This window comes from Gemmiger sp. (genome assembly GCF_057431175.1).
In genome coordinates, this window is the sequence record NZ_DBMDDV010000003.1 from 85,332 (window position 1) to 101,121 (window position 15,790).

Annotated in this window: 15 protein-coding genes; all 15 read right to left on the reverse strand. The window is 60.3% G+C overall.

Annotation, left to right across the window (positions count from 1 at the left end; genetic code table 11):
* Positions 1–12 precede the first annotated feature (12 nt).
* Complete coding sequence (locus ACZO0A_RS02410; protein WP_302375627.1) at positions 13–1,557, reverse strand: DUF3794 domain-containing protein; 1,545 nt, start codon at positions 1,555–1,557, stop codon at positions 13–15.
* Positions 1,558–1,783: 226 nt separating this feature from the next.
* The gene (locus tag ACZO0A_RS02415) at positions 1,784–2,416 is read right to left on the reverse strand and encodes a thiamine diphosphokinase (RefSeq protein ID WP_302375629.1); all 633 of its coding nucleotides are present in this window, start codon (positions 2,414–2,416) and stop codon (positions 1,784–1,786) included.
* A complete protein-coding gene (gene rsgA / locus ACZO0A_RS02420; RefSeq protein ID WP_302375631.1) occupies positions 2,413–3,273 on the reverse strand; it encodes a ribosome small subunit-dependent GTPase A in 861 nt (286 codons plus the stop codon). The genes ACZO0A_RS02415 and rsgA overlap by 4 nt, the downstream gene beginning before the upstream one ends.
* Positions 3,274–3,287: 14 nt before the next feature.
* Positions 3,288–5,189, reverse strand: a complete 1,902-nt coding sequence (pknB, locus tag ACZO0A_RS02425; protein WP_302375633.1) for a Stk1 family PASTA domain-containing Ser/Thr kinase — start codon at positions 5,187–5,189, stop codon at positions 3,288–3,290.
* Complete coding sequence (locus ACZO0A_RS02430; RefSeq protein WP_302150129.1) at positions 5,182–5,931, reverse strand: Stp1/IreP family PP2C-type Ser/Thr phosphatase; 750 nt, start codon at positions 5,929–5,931, stop codon at positions 5,182–5,184. Before ACZO0A_RS02430 ends, pknB begins: the two co-directional genes overlap by 8 nt.
* A 35-nt stretch (positions 5,932–5,966) precedes the next feature.
* A complete protein-coding gene (gene rlmN, locus ACZO0A_RS02435) occupies positions 5,967–7,004 on the reverse strand; it encodes a dual-specificity RNA methyltransferase RlmN (protein WP_291208770.1) in 1,038 nt (345 codons plus the stop codon).
* 37 nt (positions 7,005–7,041) lie between these two features.
* Positions 7,042–8,349, reverse strand: coding sequence for a 16S rRNA (cytosine(967)-C(5))-methyltransferase RsmB (gene rsmB, locus ACZO0A_RS02440; protein ID WP_302375636.1), 1,308 nt, complete (start codon positions 8,347–8,349; stop codon positions 7,042–7,044).
* Positions 8,346–9,266, reverse strand: a complete 921-nt coding sequence (fmt, locus tag ACZO0A_RS02445; RefSeq protein ID WP_302150126.1) for a methionyl-tRNA formyltransferase — start codon at positions 9,264–9,266, stop codon at positions 8,346–8,348. Before fmt ends, rsmB begins: the two co-directional genes overlap by 4 nt.
* 5 nt (positions 9,267–9,271) lie before the next feature.
* On the reverse strand, positions 9,272–9,787 hold the full coding sequence (def, locus tag ACZO0A_RS02450) for a peptide deformylase (protein ID WP_215692017.1): 516 nt from the start codon (positions 9,785–9,787) through the stop codon (positions 9,272–9,274).
* A gap of 18 nt (positions 9,788–9,805) precedes the next feature.
* The gene (gene priA / locus ACZO0A_RS02455) at positions 9,806–12,073 is read right to left on the reverse strand and encodes a replication restart helicase PriA (protein WP_302375638.1); all 2,268 of its coding nucleotides are present in this window, start codon (positions 12,071–12,073) and stop codon (positions 9,806–9,808) included.
* Positions 12,070–12,648: a guanylate kinase gene (gene gmk / locus ACZO0A_RS02460; RefSeq protein ID WP_302375640.1), complete on the reverse strand. Its 579-nt coding sequence runs from the start codon at positions 12,646–12,648 to the stop codon at positions 12,070–12,072. Before gmk ends, priA begins: the two co-directional genes overlap by 4 nt.
* Before the next feature lie 2 nt (positions 12,649–12,650).
* Positions 12,651–12,905: a DUF370 domain-containing protein gene (locus ACZO0A_RS02465; protein WP_215692020.1), complete on the reverse strand. Its 255-nt coding sequence runs from the start codon at positions 12,903–12,905 to the stop codon at positions 12,651–12,653.
* Between the two features lie 15 nt (positions 12,906–12,920).
* Positions 12,921–13,799, reverse strand: coding sequence for a YicC/YloC family endoribonuclease (locus tag ACZO0A_RS02470; protein ID WP_302375642.1), 879 nt, complete (start codon positions 13,797–13,799; stop codon positions 12,921–12,923).
* 161 nt (positions 13,800–13,960) lie between these two features.
* Positions 13,961–15,364, reverse strand: coding sequence for an oxaloacetate decarboxylase subunit alpha (locus ACZO0A_RS02475; protein ID WP_302375644.1), 1,404 nt, complete (start codon positions 15,362–15,364; stop codon positions 13,961–13,963).
* Between the two features lie 22 nt (positions 15,365–15,386).
* The gene (locus ACZO0A_RS02480) at positions 15,387–15,764 is read right to left on the reverse strand and encodes a biotin/lipoyl-containing protein (RefSeq protein WP_078783769.1); all 378 of its coding nucleotides are present in this window, start codon (positions 15,762–15,764) and stop codon (positions 15,387–15,389) included.
* Between the last annotated feature and the right edge of the window lie 26 nt (positions 15,765–15,790).

Consider the following 15,790-nt stretch of genomic DNA (forward strand, 5'->3'; position numbering starts at 1 on the left):
TGTTCCCCTCCTTTACAGCGCAGCCGGTATCAGCAGGCAGGCGGCGTCGGCCGTGGTCTCCCGGGTCGGCTCGCTGCTTTCCAGGTGGTTGGCGGCGGCCAGGTCCCGAGCGCGGGCGTGGTAGCGCTTGGCAATGTCAAAGATACGCTCCCCTTGCTGGGCATAGTAGATGTAGAGGGCCGGGCCGTCGCTGTCATCGTAGGCCTCGCCCAGCTCCACACCGCACAGCGCATCAAAGCTCTGTGCCTGCAATAGCGCACCGTTGACTTCGATTTCCAGATCGACCCGCAGCCGGGCACCGTTTTTACTGCTGGAGACCCGCACGACCGACGCCCCCACGCTGGGCCAGGCGGCATCGGCCACACCGGACCACAGGTCGCCGGGCTGCCAGCTGAAAGTTTTGTCATAGCAGGTCAGTTCGCCCCTGGCATCGCTGATGAAAACATGGGCGGTCCCCTTGCCCGACAGCCGCAGATGCGTTTCGGCCTTGTCGCCCTCGGCGGGCGCAGCGCAGAGCGCACCCAGCGTCACAAAACAACCCAGGACCGTGCCGCCTGCGTCGGGCAAATCATCCTCAATGCTGATGGGGATGCGGCCTGCAAGCGCTGTGGTTTGCTGCAAAAGGCGGCAGACGGTCTGCACGGTCTGGGTCTTGCAGAGCGTGGAGTAGGCGTCCGCCACGACGCTGTACTGCACGCTGCGCCAGACCTCGATGCGCAGCTTCCAGGTGACGGTGAGGGCGGCCTCCCCTGCGCCGTCGTCGGCACTTAAAGTGCAGGCCAGCACCTCGCCCCGCACAAGGGCGGTGTCGTCCTCGGCGGCGCCGGGCAGTTCCAAATTCTGCTGGATGGGTAGCTCCTTGCTGCGCACGGTCAGCTCGCCGCTGTCGGCGTTCTGGCTGCAAATTTGTATCTGCAAAGTGCCCTGCACACTGGCTTGCCCGGTGGCAAGGGTCACGCCGCCAGGGGCAAAGCTGCCGGTGATGTCCAGAACGCTCTCCCCTGCACCGGGCAGTGCGGCGACGGTCTCGGCGGTCAGGGTCTTTTCCTCGGTCACGGCGCACTGCAGGCCCTGCATCGTGCGGGTGTACTGCTCAATGCCGCAGTCGGCCAGTGAGGTCAGCAGCTCCAGCTCTTTGCGCACGGCTACGGCGGCACACAGGATGTACGCCCCGCGCAGGTCGATACGGTGCTCGCTGACGGCGCGGCAGTTACAGTATTCCGGTTCGCCCCAGACCTGCGCCGGACCCTCGGCGTACTGCCCGGCGGGCAGCTCGACCGATTTTTCAAAGGCAAATTTCTGTTCGGTGCGCAAAAGGCGCGTGCCAGGTTCCTCGCTCTGGTAAAAGACCGTGCAGCGCAGGTAGCCCTCCACCTGCCAGCGCCCGCCCGCCACCCGGTTTTGCAGCACCACCGGCGCAATCAGACACTTGACGATCTTGAATACTGCGGGCAGATAGTCGGGTATCAAAATTTCGGTTTCGACAGGAAGTTCCAGCCGCGTTTCCCAGCGACCGCCATAGGATGCTATGGTGTCTTTGAACACCTTGAGTTCCATATTGCTTGCCCCTTTCCGGTTATGTTCTGGGGCATTATATGCGGCGGGGCAAAAAAATAGCCCCTGCCCGGGTACGGGCAGGGGAATTTTTCAAACTTCAGACCTTGAAGGCTGCGCGCAGGAGCCAGCGGAAGGCGCGCGGGCAGCGGACCACGACCACATGCATGGCATACACCTCACTTTCCATGTCTGTGTACGCCATACTATGCGGGCGGCGGGTCAGGTGTTACGCATCGTCGCGAGTCAGCACCACAACGCCGGTGCCGCCGCTGCATTGCAGGTGGGCGGTCTCGGCGACAAATTCATTGCTGACGCCCAAAGGATAATCGGCGGTCAGCTTCGCGTTTTCCAGCGGGTAGAACGCACCGCGGATGGCAAGCCCGGTGAGCTGGCCTTCCAGAGGGAACACCGAGACGTACTTCCAGTCGCTGCGGTGCAGCTCCATCGGGGTGTTCGGCACAAGGAAATGCAGCTCACTCCGCTCGTTCGCAAGCAGGACCTTCACGCCGTTTTTGGCAAGGTACAGCCCGGTGGCAAGGTTTGCCAGCGTATGTTCCAGCCGGGCACCGCCCAGGGCACCCAGCAGGGTGATCTCGTCATAGCCATGTTCCAGCAGCCAGCGGGCAGCGTACTGGGTGTCGGTGTCGTCCTTCACATGGGGCAGCACGATCGTCTCGTGCTCGGCCCTGGGGCGCGGGGCAGAATCAAAATCGCCAACGATCAGATCAGGCCGCAGGTCAAGCCGCTCGGCGTTGCGGTAGCCCGCATCGCAGGCTACAATGAAATCCCCAGGGCGCACATAGCGGCCCACGGCGGTGGATACCGGCACGGCGGAAAGGATAATGGCACGCTTGCTCATTTTTCCCACTCCTTTCGTGCGCTGGCTTCTTCGTACATGGCAAGGTAGCTGGCATAGCGTGTTTTGCTGATGGTCCCCGAGTCCACGGCCTCACGCACGGCGCAGCCGGTCTCGCTGCGGTGGGAGCAGCCGGTGAACCGGCACTGGCCGAAGTAGGGCGCAAATTCCGGGAAGGTATGCTGGATATCATCCTTGGGGATGCGGCAGAGCTTTTGCGCTTCCAGGCTGGCAAAGCCCGGTGTGTCGGCCAGACGGCCGCCGCAAATCTCAAAAATCTCCACCTCGCGGGTCGTGTGACGGCCACGGCCCAGCTTTTGGCTGATAGACCCGGTCTCCCGCTTCAGCTCCGGTGCCAGTGTGTTTAACAGTGTGGATTTGCCCACGCCGGAGTTGCCGCAGAAAGCGCACAAATGCCCCTGGATATACCCGCGTATCTCGTCCAGTCCTTCGCCGGTTTCGTAGTTCAGCTGTATCAGCGGGATGCCGCTGCCTGTGTAGGCGGTGCGCAGCATATCCGCAGCGGCCAAGTCGGCCTTGGTCACGACCAGCACCGGCTGCACATCCTTGTAGATGGCGGCGGCGGCCAGCTCGTCCAACACCAAGGTGCTGGGCACAGGCTGGGTCGTGCTGGTGACGATGAACAAAATATCCAGGTTGGCGATGGGTGGACGGATAAAGACATTCTTGCGCGGTAAAATCTCATCAATCATCGTGCCATCGGCGGACAGGGCCACGTTATCCCCCGCCACCGGCGTGATGCCCCGCTTGCGGAAGATACCGCGGGCTTTGCATTCCACGATGCCGTCCGGCGTTTTTACATAGTAAAAGCCGCCGATGCCTTTTGTAATATAAGCCATGGTTCCCTCACTTGTCAGGCGATGGGATTGCCCTGGGCGTCGCACTGCTGGCCGTTCTCGTTCCACATCGAGCCATCGGTGTGCTGGGTGATCTGGTGGCTGCCGTCGGCACTCCACCAGGTGCTCTCCTGGATGCCGCCGTCACCACCGGAAGGCGTTTCCGGCTCGACCGCGGCCTCGGGGATACCGGTGGAGACGACCAGCGTGATAACGCTGGACTTGCGCACATTTGTACCGGCATCGGGAGACTGGCTCAGAACCGTGCCCTCGGGCTGCTCGCTGGGCTGCTCCACCGTGCGGATGGACAGATTCAGACCCTTGACCTCGTTGCGGGCTTCCTCAATGGTCTTGCCGGTCAGGCTCGGAACCTGGCTCTCCTTGGCGACCTCGGAACGGCTGACATACAGGATGACCGTGGTGCCGCCCTCGACCGTCTCACCGGAGGAAGGCTGGGAGTAGACGACCGCGCCGTTGGCGACGGTGTTGTCGGACATGGGCTTCTTCGTCACGCGCAGACCCATATCCTTCAAGGTCTGCTCGGCATCCTCGGCGACCATGTTCTTTGTCTCGGGGATCGTGACATACTGGGTGCCCAGGCTGACCGTCAGCACGATGCGCTGCTTTTCCTTCACGGTACGCCCGGCCTTGGGAGTCTGGCGGATGATGGTGCCCGCCGGTTCGCTGGAATATTCCTCCGGGAACTCGGCACGCAGCAGGCTGTTGTAGTCGGTGGCAAGGAACTCGTCCTTCGTCATGCCCACAAAGCTGATGATCTGCACGTCGGCACGGTTGGAGAACAGCAGGTTGCTGGAATTGGTGAAAATAAGATAAATCAGAATGGCCGCACCGATGACGAACGCCACGGCCATGCCGAAGAAAATCGGGAAAAGCGAGAAGCCCTTGGAGGCTTTCTTCTTCTTTTTGCCGGACTTGCTGCGGCCCGGGTTAGCGGTGCCCACTCGGCGGGCGTCGCCGGTGCGGATGTTGGCGGCTTTTGCGCCGGGCTTGGCACTGTTTACCACGCGGTTGATGTTCCTTTCAGGGTTATCTTCGGCATTGCGGTACTCATACTCAAAGCGGATGGAGGGATTGCGCTTGAACTCCTCAATGGCGTCCAGCATTTCCTGGGCACTCTGGTAGCGCTTGTCAGGATCCTTTTCCATGGCCTTTTCGGTGATCTGGCGCAGACCGGCCGGGGTGTTGGGGGCAATTTCCGCCAGCGGCTTCGGCTTCTCGGAAATCTGCATGATGGCAATGGACACTGCGCCGTCGCCGTCAAAGGGCAGGCGGCCGGACAGCATCTCATACAGCATGACACCGACGGAGTAGATGTCGGTGCGGGCGTCGGTGCGCTCACCCTTGGCCTGCTCGGGGCTGATATAATGCACTGAGCCGATGGCTTTGTCGCTGACGGTCTGGCTCTGTGCGCGGGAGAAGCGCGCAATGCCGAAGTCCATCATCTTGATGGAGCCGTCCGCCAGCAGCATGATGTTCTGCGGCTTGACGTCGCGGTGGATGATGCCCTTGGAGTGGGCGTGCTGCAAGGCGCTCAAGACCTGGGTGGCAAAGTGTACGACCTCTTTCCAGGTCAGGGCACCGCCGCGCTGCTTGAGATATTCTTTCAGCGTGATGCCGTCCACATACTCCATGACGATGTACTGCAATTTGTCGGTGACAGATACATCATAGACCTTGACGATATTGGGGTGACTGAGGATGGAGATGGCCTTGGACTCGTTCTTGAAACGGCGCACCAGTTCCTCATTGTCAAGAAATTCTTCCTTTAAAACTTTGACGGCGATCCGGTTGCCGGTTTTCAGATCGGTGCCGCGGTAAACATTGGCCATGCCGCCAACGCCCACCAGGCCTTCGATCGAATACCGGCCGTCCAGCCGCTTGCCAATCAGATTATCCATTGTTGACCTCCGTAGTTTCCACGCCCATGAGCAGAACCGTAATGTTATCCTGACCGCCCGCCTGCAGGGCGCGGTCTACCAGAATGCTCGTTGCATCAAAGAAAGGTACCTCACGCAAAACCTGCGCGATATCTTCATCCGACACCATGTTGGTCAAGCCGTCGGAACACAAGAGAAGAATGTCGCCATCCTCAATCTCGCAGCGGTTGTACTCCGGCACGATGTTGGCCGAGACACCCAGTGCGCGGGTGATGAGGTTTTTCTGCGGGTGGACGGCCGCCTGTTCCCGGGTGATCTGGCCGCTGTCCACCAGCTGCTGCACCATCGAGTGGTCGCGGGTGATCTGCCGCAGTGCCCCTGCGTGGAACAGGTATGCGCGGGAATCCCCGGCGTGTACCACATGGGCCAGTCCGCGGCTGGCGTAGGCGCAGACACCGGTGGTGCCCATGCCCTGCATTTCCGGGTCAGAGGTGGACTTTTCATACACGGCGCGGTTCGTGATATCAAACCCGCGCATGATGAAGGTCTTTTCCATGCCCGGCTGCAGGGCTTTCATGTGGCGGGCAAAATACTGCTGCATGGTGTCGGTGGCAATACGTGCGGCAATGCGCCCGCCGTTGACACCGCCCATACCGTCGCAGACGATGCCCCAGGCGGTGCCGCCTGCCAGCTGCTGCGCACAGTAGTTGTCCTGATTTTCCTGCCGGCAGCTGCCGATGTCCGTGATCGCGGCAATCTTCATTCAGGTTGGTTCCTTTCCGTTGCTAAAAGCAAGACTTATTTTCCCTGTGCATCCTCGCGGCGCAGCTGGCCGCAGGCGGCACTGATATCGGTGCCCAAGCGGCGGCGCACCGTGGCGTTGACGCCGAGCGCTTCCAGTTCTTTCTGGAAACGGTGGACATTGGCGTCATCCGTGGCAGAATAAGGGCTGCCGTCCACCGGGTTGATGGGGATAAGGTTGACGTGTGCGCCCATGCCCTTGATAAGGTTCGCGAGCTTCTGCGCCATTTCGCTGCTGTCGTTGACGCCGCGCACCATCGAATACTCAAAGCTGATGCGGCGGCCTGTCTCCTTCTGGTAGCGGCGGCAGGCGGGAATGAGCTGCTCCAGCGGGAACGCATCGTTGACCGGCATCATGCCGGAGCGGGTCTTGTTATCCGGCGCGTGCAGCGAAACGGACAGCGTTAATTGCAGATGCCGCTTTGCCAGCTCGTCGATTTTCGGCACCAGGCCGCAGGTGGACAGGCTGATGTTGCGCATGCCGATGTTGACACCTTCCGGGCAGGAGATAATCTCCAAAAAGTCCATCACATTGTTGAAATTGTGCAGTGGCTCCCCGATGCCCATTAAAACGATGTGAGAGACACGCTCCCCAGAATCTTTTTGCGCGGTGTAAATTTCCGAGGCAATCTCCCCCGCCGTCAGGTCGCGCACGCGGCCCGCCTGGGTAGAGGCGCAGAACCGGCAGCCCATGGCACACCCGACCTGGGTGGACACACAGACAGTATTGCCGTATTTGTAACGCATCAGAACAGTTTCGATGCAGTTTCCGTCGGCCAGCTGCAAAAGGTACTTGACCGTGCCATCCTTGGATTGTTGGCGGCGGCGGATGGAGGGTGCGGCAATCGTACACTGCTCCTCCAGCGCGGCCAGCAAGGTTTTGGGCTGGTCGGTCATCTGGGAAAACTCGGTCACGAGCTTCTGATGCAGCCATTTAAAAATCTGTTTGGCGCGGAATTTCGGCTGACCCAGCCCCACGATGTAAGCTGTCAGGGCGTCCAGCGTCATATCCGAAATGCAGATCCTTTCGCTCATGCAGGGTCGCCTCCTTTTTATAATAACGAATTTTGTGTCACTTTCGTTCCAGGATGGCGACAAAAAAACCGTCCGTCCCGGTCTTGTGGGGCAAGAACAGCGTGCCCAGTGGGCCGATATCCGCCCCGGGTAGGGCTGTTTCCGGCTTCACCACATGGAAATCCGGGTTGGCGGAGAGAAATTTTTCCACCTGAGCCTGGTTCTCCTTATAATTGACTGTACAGGTAGAATACACCAAACGACCGTTTTCGGCAAGTGAATCGGTCCCATTTTGCAGGATTTTTTGCTGCGTGGCGAGCAGATTCTCTATCCCGTCCAAATCCTTGTACCGAATGTCCGGCTTTTTGGCGATAACGCCGAGGCCCGAGCATGGCACATCGCAGAGCACCCGGTCGAATTTCGGCCAGCCGGGGTTATGCCTGGTGGCGTCGTTTTCCACCGCCACGGCACAGGTCACGCCGCAGCGGTCAAAGGATCTCTGCAAAAGCGGCACGCGGGTGGGGACAAACTCCCCGCTGACCAGCTGGCCCTTGTCCTGCATGGCCTCGGCCAGCGTCAGGCTTTTGCCGCCCGGCGCAGCGCAGAGGTCAAGCACCTGCTGGCCGGGTTTGGCATCCACACACAGCGCGGCAAACTGGCTGGCAAGGCCCTGTACGTGGAAAAGCCCTTCTTTAAAGGCCGCGCTTGCGGCGGGCGAACCGGCAAACTCTATCACCAGCGCCCCGGCCCAGGGGCCGGGCTTTACGGTATGGCCCTCGCTTTGCAGCAGCGCCGTCAGCGCGGCGTCGTTGGTGCGCAGGGTGTTCACGCGGATGGTCGTTTTCGGCTTGTCGTAAAAGGCGGCGGCCAGCGGGAAAGCCTCCTCACCGAACTGCTCATAAAACAGCTGCGCTACCGGGCGGGACAAGCAGTAGTACGTTGCCAGTCGGTCCAGCGGGTCGGCAAATTCGCTCTCGCAAACTTTGGCGGAAGCGGCGCGGCGCAGCACGGCGTTGACCATGCCCGCAGCACTGGCCTTACCCAGTGCCTTCGTCAGCTTGACCGATTCATTCACGGCGGCGGGCAGCGGCACATTCATGTACCGCGCCTGGGCCAGCCCCGCCCGCAGCACAGCGCGTACCGGCGCGTCCAGCTTGTTGACAGGCTTTTTCGTGAATTGATTTAAGATGTAATCCAGCAGCGGTAGGCGTTCCAGTGTTGTATAGAAAATACGCGCAGCAAAGGCGGCGTCGCGGCCATCCAGGGGCGGCGCACACTTTTTCAGCTCAGCGTCCAGCACCAGGTTGGCGTAACCGGCCTGTTCCTGGTGCATCAGGGCCTTGACGGCCAGGCGGCGCGGCGTCACAGGCTGTCCCCCGCTTTCAGGCGGCGGCCTGCGGCCCAGGCAGTGCCCGCCATCGGCTTGCCGCCCTCGGGCGTCACCGTCAGTAGAGCGACCGCACCATTTGCAGCGGCAATCGTCAGCGGCTTCAGGGCCAGCACCGTGCCGGGGGTGGCGTTCTGGGCATTCTCGGCCAGACGGCATTCCAAAACTTTGATGCGCTTGCCGTCGTGCTCAAACCAGGCGACCGGCCAGGGGTTCATGCCGCGCACCCAGTTGTGGATGTGGGCGGCGTCCTGCGTGAAATCAAAACGGGCCATGTCCTTCGTCAGCGGCGGGGCCATGGTAGCCTGGGCGTCATCCTGCTTCTGCGGGGTCAGCTCCCCTGCCTTGATTTTTTCCAGCGCCGTCACCAGCGTTTTCGCGCCCACGGCGCTGACACGGTCAAACAGTTCGCCGCTCGTCTCCTCGGGGTCAATGGCGACCGGTTCCACCATCAGAATATCGCCGGTGTCCAGTCCTTCATCGAGCTGCATGATGGTCACACCGGTCCCGGCATTGCCATTTAAGACAGACCATTGGATGGGCGCGGAGCCTCGGTATTTCGGCAGCAGCGAGACGTGCAGGTTGATACAGCCGTACTTGGCCGCGTGCAGCAGCTGCGGCGGAATGATGCAGCCGTAGGCCACAACAACGATGATGTCGGGGGCCAGCTCTTTAATGACATCGTCGGACGAACCATCCCGCAGAGTGCGGGGCTGATACACCGGAATGCCGCGCTCCATCGCCAGCTGTTTGACCGGCGGGGCCGTTAAAATCTGCTTGCGGCCCACCGGCTTGTCGCGCCGGGTAAAGACGGCACAGACCTCGTGCCCGGCCCCCAGCAGGGCGGCCAGACTTTCGGCGGCAATGTCAGGGGTGCCCATGAACAGGATGCGCATAAATCTTAGTCCTCGTTTTCCTCAGGGTAATCGTCCTCATAGAAATGCTCGGCCAGGTCCATGATGGTGATGCCGTCCAGGTGATTGTTCTCGTGCTGGATGCAGCGGGCCAGCATATCGTCGGCCTCCATTTCAAACCATTCGCCATGGCGGTCCTGGGCCTTGACCTTGACATGCTTCGAGCGCTTGATTGCGCCGTTATGCCCCGGGAAGGACAGGCAGCCCTCATACAGCTCGACCTGCTCGTCGCTCAATTCGAGGATTTCAGGGTTGATGAACTCGATGAACTTGTATTCGTAATTCTCGGGGACTTCCTCGGGCAGGTCGCGGTCGTCCAGGCAGATGAAAAGGCGGCGCATCATGCCCACCTGCGGGCCGGCCAGGCCCAGGCCGTTGGCGGCCAGCAGGGTTTCCTTCATGTCGTCGAGCAGAGTGCCCAGGCGGTCGTCAAACTTCGTGACCGGGCGGCAGACTTTTTTCAGAATCGGGTCGCCGTCCTGTACGATGGTACGCAGTGCCATAAAAATAACCTCCAAATGTTATAAATCACCGTCAGAATTGAAATCGAGTACCACGGACGCTTTCTGCGGCAGCTTTTCGGCGTCGTAGGCGTCCAGTGTCTCATGCAAAAGCCCGCGGAACGCTGCATCGTTGCGGCATTTCAGCGTGAGCTTGTAGCGATATTTGTTGTTGAGCATCGTAATGTTCATTGGCGCAGGGCCTAAGACCCGCAGTGGGATATTCGGCTTTTGCGCGGCGTGCTGGGCCAACAGTGCGCCAAACCGCTGCGCTGCGATGAACACCGCACCCTCCTGGTCGCCGACAAAGCCGACGACCACAAACGAGCAGAACGGAGGGTAGAGACCAAACCTGCGGAAGGTGATTTCCTCCCGGTAGAAGCCCTCGTAATCCTGGGCTGCGGCCAGCTGCAGAACCGGGTGGTCCGGTACGCAGGTCTGGATCAGCGCCCGGCCCGGCAGTTCGGCTCGGCCGCCGCGCCCCACGACCTGAGTAATCAGGCTGAACACGCTCTCATACGCGCGGAAGCCCTGACCGAACAGCAGTGAGTCGATACCCAAAACACCCACCAGCGTGACCTTTTCAAAGTCAAGGCCCTTGGCCACCATTTGGGTGCCAAGCAGGATGTCGTACTCCTGCCGCGCAAACTGGGCCAGCATCGTCTCGTGGGCGTCCTTACGGGCGGTCGAGTCCTGATCCATCCGCAAAATGCGGGCATCGGGTAAAAGCTCGGCCAGCTCTTCCTCCACCCGCTGGGTGCCAAAGCCGCTGTAATTGATCTTACCGCCGCACTCGGGGCAGGTCTGGGGCAAGGGCTGCATGGTGTGGCCGCAGTGGTGGCACATCAGCGCCTGCTGCGGTTTGTGGTAGACCAGCGGCACGCTGCAATTCGGGCATTTCAGCACATGACCGCAGGTGGCGCACATACCGATGGTGCGGTAGCCGCGCCGGTTGAGCAGCAGAATACTCTGTTCGCCGTTGTCAATGTTTTCCCGCAGCTCCCGCGCCAGCCGCACGCTGACCTCGCGGGGGTTGCCCGCGGCCAGCTCGGCACGCATATCGATGAAATTCACGCTGGGCAGCGGCCGCCCGCCGTAACGGTGGGTCAGCTGCACCAGCTGCAATTTGCCGCTCTCGGCGGCGTGGTAAGTCTCGGTCAGCGGCGTGGCCGAGGCGAACAGCAACAAGGCGTTCTCCATCACGGCGCGCTTTTTGGCAACGTCGTGGGCGTCATAGCGCGGGGCGGATTCACTCTGGTAGGTGTGCTCCTGTTCCTCGTCCATGATGATAAGCCCCAGGTTTTGCAGCGGCGCAAAGACAGCGCTGCGCGTACCTACGACGATATCGGCGTTTCCCTGCTGGATCATCCGCCATTGCAGCAGCCGCTCGGTGTTGTTGAGGGCCGAGTGCTGCACGGCCAGGCGGCTGCCGAAGGTAGACTTGAGCCGCCGTATCATCTGCGGTGTCAGGCTAATTTCCGGCACCAGTACCAGTGCGCGGCGGCCCAATTCCAGCGTGCGCTGGATGAGCTTTAGAAACACGATAGTCTTGCCGCTGCCGGTCACGCCGTGTAAAAGTGCCGCGTGGGGCTTGAAATCTGCTAAGTTTGGCAGCAGGTTGTCAAAAACCTGCTGCTGTTCAGGGGAAAGCTCCAACGGCTGCGGGTCAAAGGGGATGGCCGCAAACAGGTCAAGGGATTTGTCCTGTTCGGCGGCGGTCAGCACGCCCTTTTTCACAAGGCCGTCCAGCGTCGCCTTGGAGATGCCCACCTCGTCCAGCTGTCGGGCGGTCAGGGGGCCGCTTTTCAGCGCTTCCACGGCGGCCAGCTGGCGCGGGCCGGGCTTCGGCTTTTCGGGCAGCTCCCCCGCCAGCGTGTACAGCCGCTCGGTCGAGCGGCGCAGACGGCTCTGCATGACGTGCTTACCGTCCACGACGGCAGGGCGGTACTGCGCACCGTAAGGGATTACCGCTTTGACGGCCTCGAACCAGGTGCAGAAGGTGCGCTCTTTCAAAAAGCGCACCAGCTCCAACAAATCCGGCGTCAGGCGAGCGTCCTCGGGCGCGGCGTCGTACAGGGTTTTCAGCCGCTTGGGGGCGTCAGCCTCGTCCACTTCCTCCACAGCCAGCACAACGGCCATCCGGGCTTTGTCACCCCGGCCAAACGGCACCAACACCATGCTGCCGGGAAAAACCCTGCCGACCAGCTGTGTAGGAATGGTGTAGGAATACAGCCGGTCAAAGTGGATGTTCGCGTCGTTTACGGCGGCTTGGGCAAGTGTCAGCGTCATTCGTCGCTGCCGTGCTGCAGCTTGAACTGGATAATGGAGTAGAGGCTCTCGGCGCAGGAGTCGACCTCGACGTTGACAACGTGCTCATCATAGTTGACGGAGTTCGCAATCTCGGCCTCGGCACGTTTCAGGCGGCGCTGGATGGTTTCCTCATCCTCGGTGCCGCGGCAGCGCAGACGGCGTTCCAACTCCTGCATATCCGGAGGCAGCACAAAAATCGTTGTGGCACCGGGGTATATTTTTTTGATGTTGCCTGCGCCCTCGACCTCGATAACCAGAATGACCGGGATGCCAAGCTTCATGCGGCCCTCGATCTCACTGCGCAGGGTGCCATAGTAGTTCTCGCAATATTTCGTGTGCTCGACAATCTGGTCATGGGCCAGGTGATCCTCAAAATCCGCCACCGACATAAAGTGGTAGTTGATGCCGTCCTTCTCGCCCTCGCGCGGGGCTCGGGTGGTGGCGGAGACGGTGTGCTGGATCTCCGGGTGCTTTTTCAGCAGTGCGGCCACGACGGTATCCTTGCCAGTGCCGGAGGGGCCGGAGACAACAAACAGATATTTTTCACCTTTCATCGTTACTTCCTCTTTTCTTCCGTTTCTTCTGCGGCACGCCCGGTAATGCTTTCCAGCGGGATGCCCGATAATATGACATGGTCAGAGTCCATGATGAGCACAGCCTGAGTGCGCCGCCCATAGCTGGCGTCGATGAGGGCGCCCTTCTCACGGGCGTCCTGCACCAGGCGCTTGATGGGCGCAGAGTCCGGGCTGACGATGCCGATGATGCGGTCGGCGTTGACCATATTGCCAAAGCCGATGTTCAGCAGCTTCATGGCGTACCTCCCCTGTTACTCGATGTTCTGGATCTGCTCGCGAATCTTTTCAATCTCGGATTTCAGCTCCACGACCAGCCGCGTGATGGAGACATCCTGGCACTTGGAGCCAATCGTGTTGGACTCACGGTTCAATTCCTGCGTCAAAAAGTCCAGCTTGCGGCCAATCGGCTCGTCCAGCTCCAAAATTTCGCGGTACTGTGCCACATGGCTGTGCAGGCGGACGGTCTCCTCGTCGATGGCGGTCTTGTCGGCGAAGATTGCAGCCTCGGTCACAAGACGGCCCTCGTCGATGCTACGGTCGCCCAGAAGCTCCTGCAGGCGGGCATAGAGCTTGTCGCTGTACGCCTGCACGCGGCCCGCGCTGTTCTCCTCAATTTGGCCGACCAGCGTCTCAATGGTGGTCAGGCGGCTCGCAACATCGGCCTTCATTTTCTCGCCCTCGACGGCGCGCATGGAAATGAAGGCGTCCACGGCCTGCTCGGCCACGGATTTGACATCCTCCCACAGCTCATCCTCGTTCGTTGGAGCGGCGGTCTGAGTCAGCACGTCCGGAAAGCGGGAAAGCATCCCGACCGAGACGTCGTTTTTCAAGTCCATCCGCTCCGCCATGGCGTTGAGCGCGGCGCGGTAGCCCTCGGCCAGCTGCCAGTTGACAGTGACGACGGTGTCCGCCGCTGTGACGGTCTGGATGGAAAGGCTCAGCTCCACCTTGCCGCGGCTGACCTTGGCGGCGACGAGCTTTTTCAGCTTATCTTCCAAAAATGCGCAGGAGCGCGGCAGGCGCGAGGAATACTCAAAAAATCGTGCATTGACGCTGCGAAGTTCCACTTTGATGTCACGGCCGTGCAGCAGCGCACCCGCGCGGCCATACCCTGTCATGCTCAAAACCATAACCTTACACCTCATAAAACACATATATTGTATATTGTACTATTTTTGGGGGCCAGATGCAAGGCTGGCAGTCGTATTTTGCAAAATTTCACGTGGATTTTTACAATTTATCCAAAACAAAAAGCCGCCCCCGCAGCAAAGCGGAGACGGCATAGTGCCAATTAGACGGGATGAGACTTGTTCTCGTAGTCGGCATGCAGAGCATCCACACCCTGCAGGCGGGCGTTGCGCTTCTCGAAGAACTTGGGCGCAACCTGCGGGAACATGGCGTAGGTCAAGACGTCCTCCTCCTGGATAGCGTACTTGGAGGCTTCAGCCTTCAGTTTCTCCATCTCGGGCTCGAGGGTGTCGGCAAAGCGGCAGGTGATGGGCTCCTCACCCTTCAGGATGAAGTCGCTGAATTCCTTCTTGATGGGCGCGGGGGTCTTGCCGTAATCGCCATGAACCAGGCCCTTGAACTCCTTGGTGACCATCTTGTAGCGCTCACCCATGATGACGTTAAAGACAGCCTGGGTGCCAACGATCTGGCTGGTCGGGGTGACCAGCGGCGGATAACCGGCATCCTCACGCACGCGGGGAATCTCCTCCAGAACCTCCTGAAGCTTGTCCTCCTTGCCGGCGTCCTTCAGCTGCTTGAGCATATTGGAGAACATACCGCCCGGCACCTGATACAGCAGGGTATTGGCGTCAACGCCCAGGGACTTCTGGTTGATCTGGCCGTTGGCGATGTACTTCTCGCGCAGCTTGTTGAAGTAAGCGCGGACGACATTCAGCTGGTTCAGGTCAAGGCCGGTGTCGTAGTCGGTGCCCTGCAGGGCGGCGACCAAACTCTCAGTGGGCATATGAGAGGTGCCCAGAGCGAGGGGACTCATGGCGGTATCAACGATATCTGCGCCAGCCTCGATGCCCTTCAGAATGGACATGGAAGCAAGACCTGCGGTGTAATGGCTGTGGATATCCACAGGAATCTTGATGGTCTCTTTCAGCTCCTTGACCAGGTCATAGCAGGTGTAGGGCTTCAGCAGACCGGCCATATCCTTGATGCAGATAGAGTCGGCACCCATCTCTTCCAGAGTCTTGGCGTAGTTGGCGAAGTACTCGTTGTTATGTACCGGGCTCAAGGTGTAGCTGATGCAGGCCTGAACGTGAGCGCCTTCCTTGTTGGCGGCCTTGATGGCGGTCTGCAGGTTGCGCGGGTCGTTCAGAGCGTCGAAAATACGAATGACGTCAATGCCGTTGGCGACAGACTTCTGGACGAAGTACTCGACGGCATCATCGGCGTAGGGACGGTAGCCCAGCATATTCTGGCCGCGGAACAGCATCTGCAGCTTCTGGTGGGGCAGCTCCTTGCGCAGGATGCGCAGGCGCTCCCAAGGATCCTCATCCAGAAAACGGATGCAGGAGTCAAACGTAGCGCCGCCCCAGCACTCCACAGAGAAGTACGGGATTTTGTCCATTTCGGGCAGGATGGGGCGCATTTCGTCCATGGTCATGCGGGTGGCCAGCAGAGACTGGTGGGCATCACGCAGGACGACCTCAGTAATCTTAATGGGTTTCTTAGCCAATGTGATTCACCCGGCCTTTCTATTAGTTCATGGTGATGAGCAGGTCGCCGGAGTTGACAACGTCGCCCTTGCGCACATTGACGCTGGCAATGGTGCCGTCCTGCGGGGCGCTGATCTCGTTCTCCATCTTCATGGCCTCGAGGATCAGCAGGGTGTCGCCAGCCTTGACGGAGTCGCCGGCCTTGACCTTGACATCCAGGATGTTGCCGGGCATGGGAGCGGTGACAGAGACAGCACCGGCAGCGCCAGCGGGGGCGGCAGCAGGTGCCGGTGCAGCGGCGGGAGCCGGTGCGGCTGCGGGGGCAGCAACAGGAGCGGCAGCGGCAACGGGGGCACCAGTGCCTTCCTCAACGGTGACATTATAAGCAACGCCGTTTACGGTAACGATCAGGTTTTTCATAGAAAGTTCCTCCCTATTTCAAGGTT

Coding starts and splice junctions, on each gene's coding strand:
- ACZO0A_RS02480 (WP_078783769.1), bottom strand. CDS start 15,764: ATGAAAAACCTGATCGTTACCGTAAACGGCGTTGCTTATAATGTCACC.
- def (WP_215692017.1), bottom strand. CDS start 9,787: ATGGCACTGCGTACCATCGTACAGGACGGCGACCCGATTCTGAAAAAA.
- pknB (WP_302375633.1), bottom strand. CDS start 5,189: ATGGATAATCTGATTGGCAAGCGGCTGGACGGCCGGTATTCGATCGAA.
- priA (WP_302375638.1), bottom strand. CDS start 12,073: ATGACGCTGACACTTGCCCAAGCCGCCGTAAACGACGCGAACATCCAC.
- ACZO0A_RS02410 (WP_302375627.1), bottom strand. CDS start 1,557: ATGGAACTCAAGGTGTTCAAAGACACCATAGCATCCTATGGCGGTCGC.
- rsgA (WP_302375631.1), bottom strand. CDS start 3,273: ATGGCTTATATTACAAAAGGCATCGGCGGCTTTTACTATGTAAAAACG.
- fmt (WP_302150126.1), bottom strand. CDS start 9,266: ATGCGCATCCTGTTCATGGGCACCCCTGACATTGCCGCCGAAAGTCTG.
- ACZO0A_RS02415 (WP_302375629.1), bottom strand. CDS start 2,416: ATGAGCAAGCGTGCCATTATCCTTTCCGCCGTGCCGGTATCCACCGCC.
- ACZO0A_RS02465 (WP_215692020.1), bottom strand. CDS start 12,905: ATGAAGCTGCTGAACATCGGCTTTGGCAATATGGTCAACGCCGACCGC.
- rlmN (WP_291208770.1), bottom strand. CDS start 7,004: ATGAGCGAAAGGATCTGCATTTCGGATATGACGCTGGACGCCCTGACA.
- gmk (WP_302375640.1), bottom strand. CDS start 12,648: ATGAAAGGTGAAAAATATCTGTTTGTTGTCTCCGGCCCCTCCGGCACT.
- ACZO0A_RS02470 (WP_302375642.1), bottom strand. CDS start 13,799: ATGGTTTTGAGCATGACAGGGTATGGCCGCGCGGGTGCGCTGCTGCAC.
- ACZO0A_RS02430 (WP_302150129.1), bottom strand. CDS start 5,931: ATGAAGATTGCCGCGATCACGGACATCGGCAGCTGCCGGCAGGAAAAT.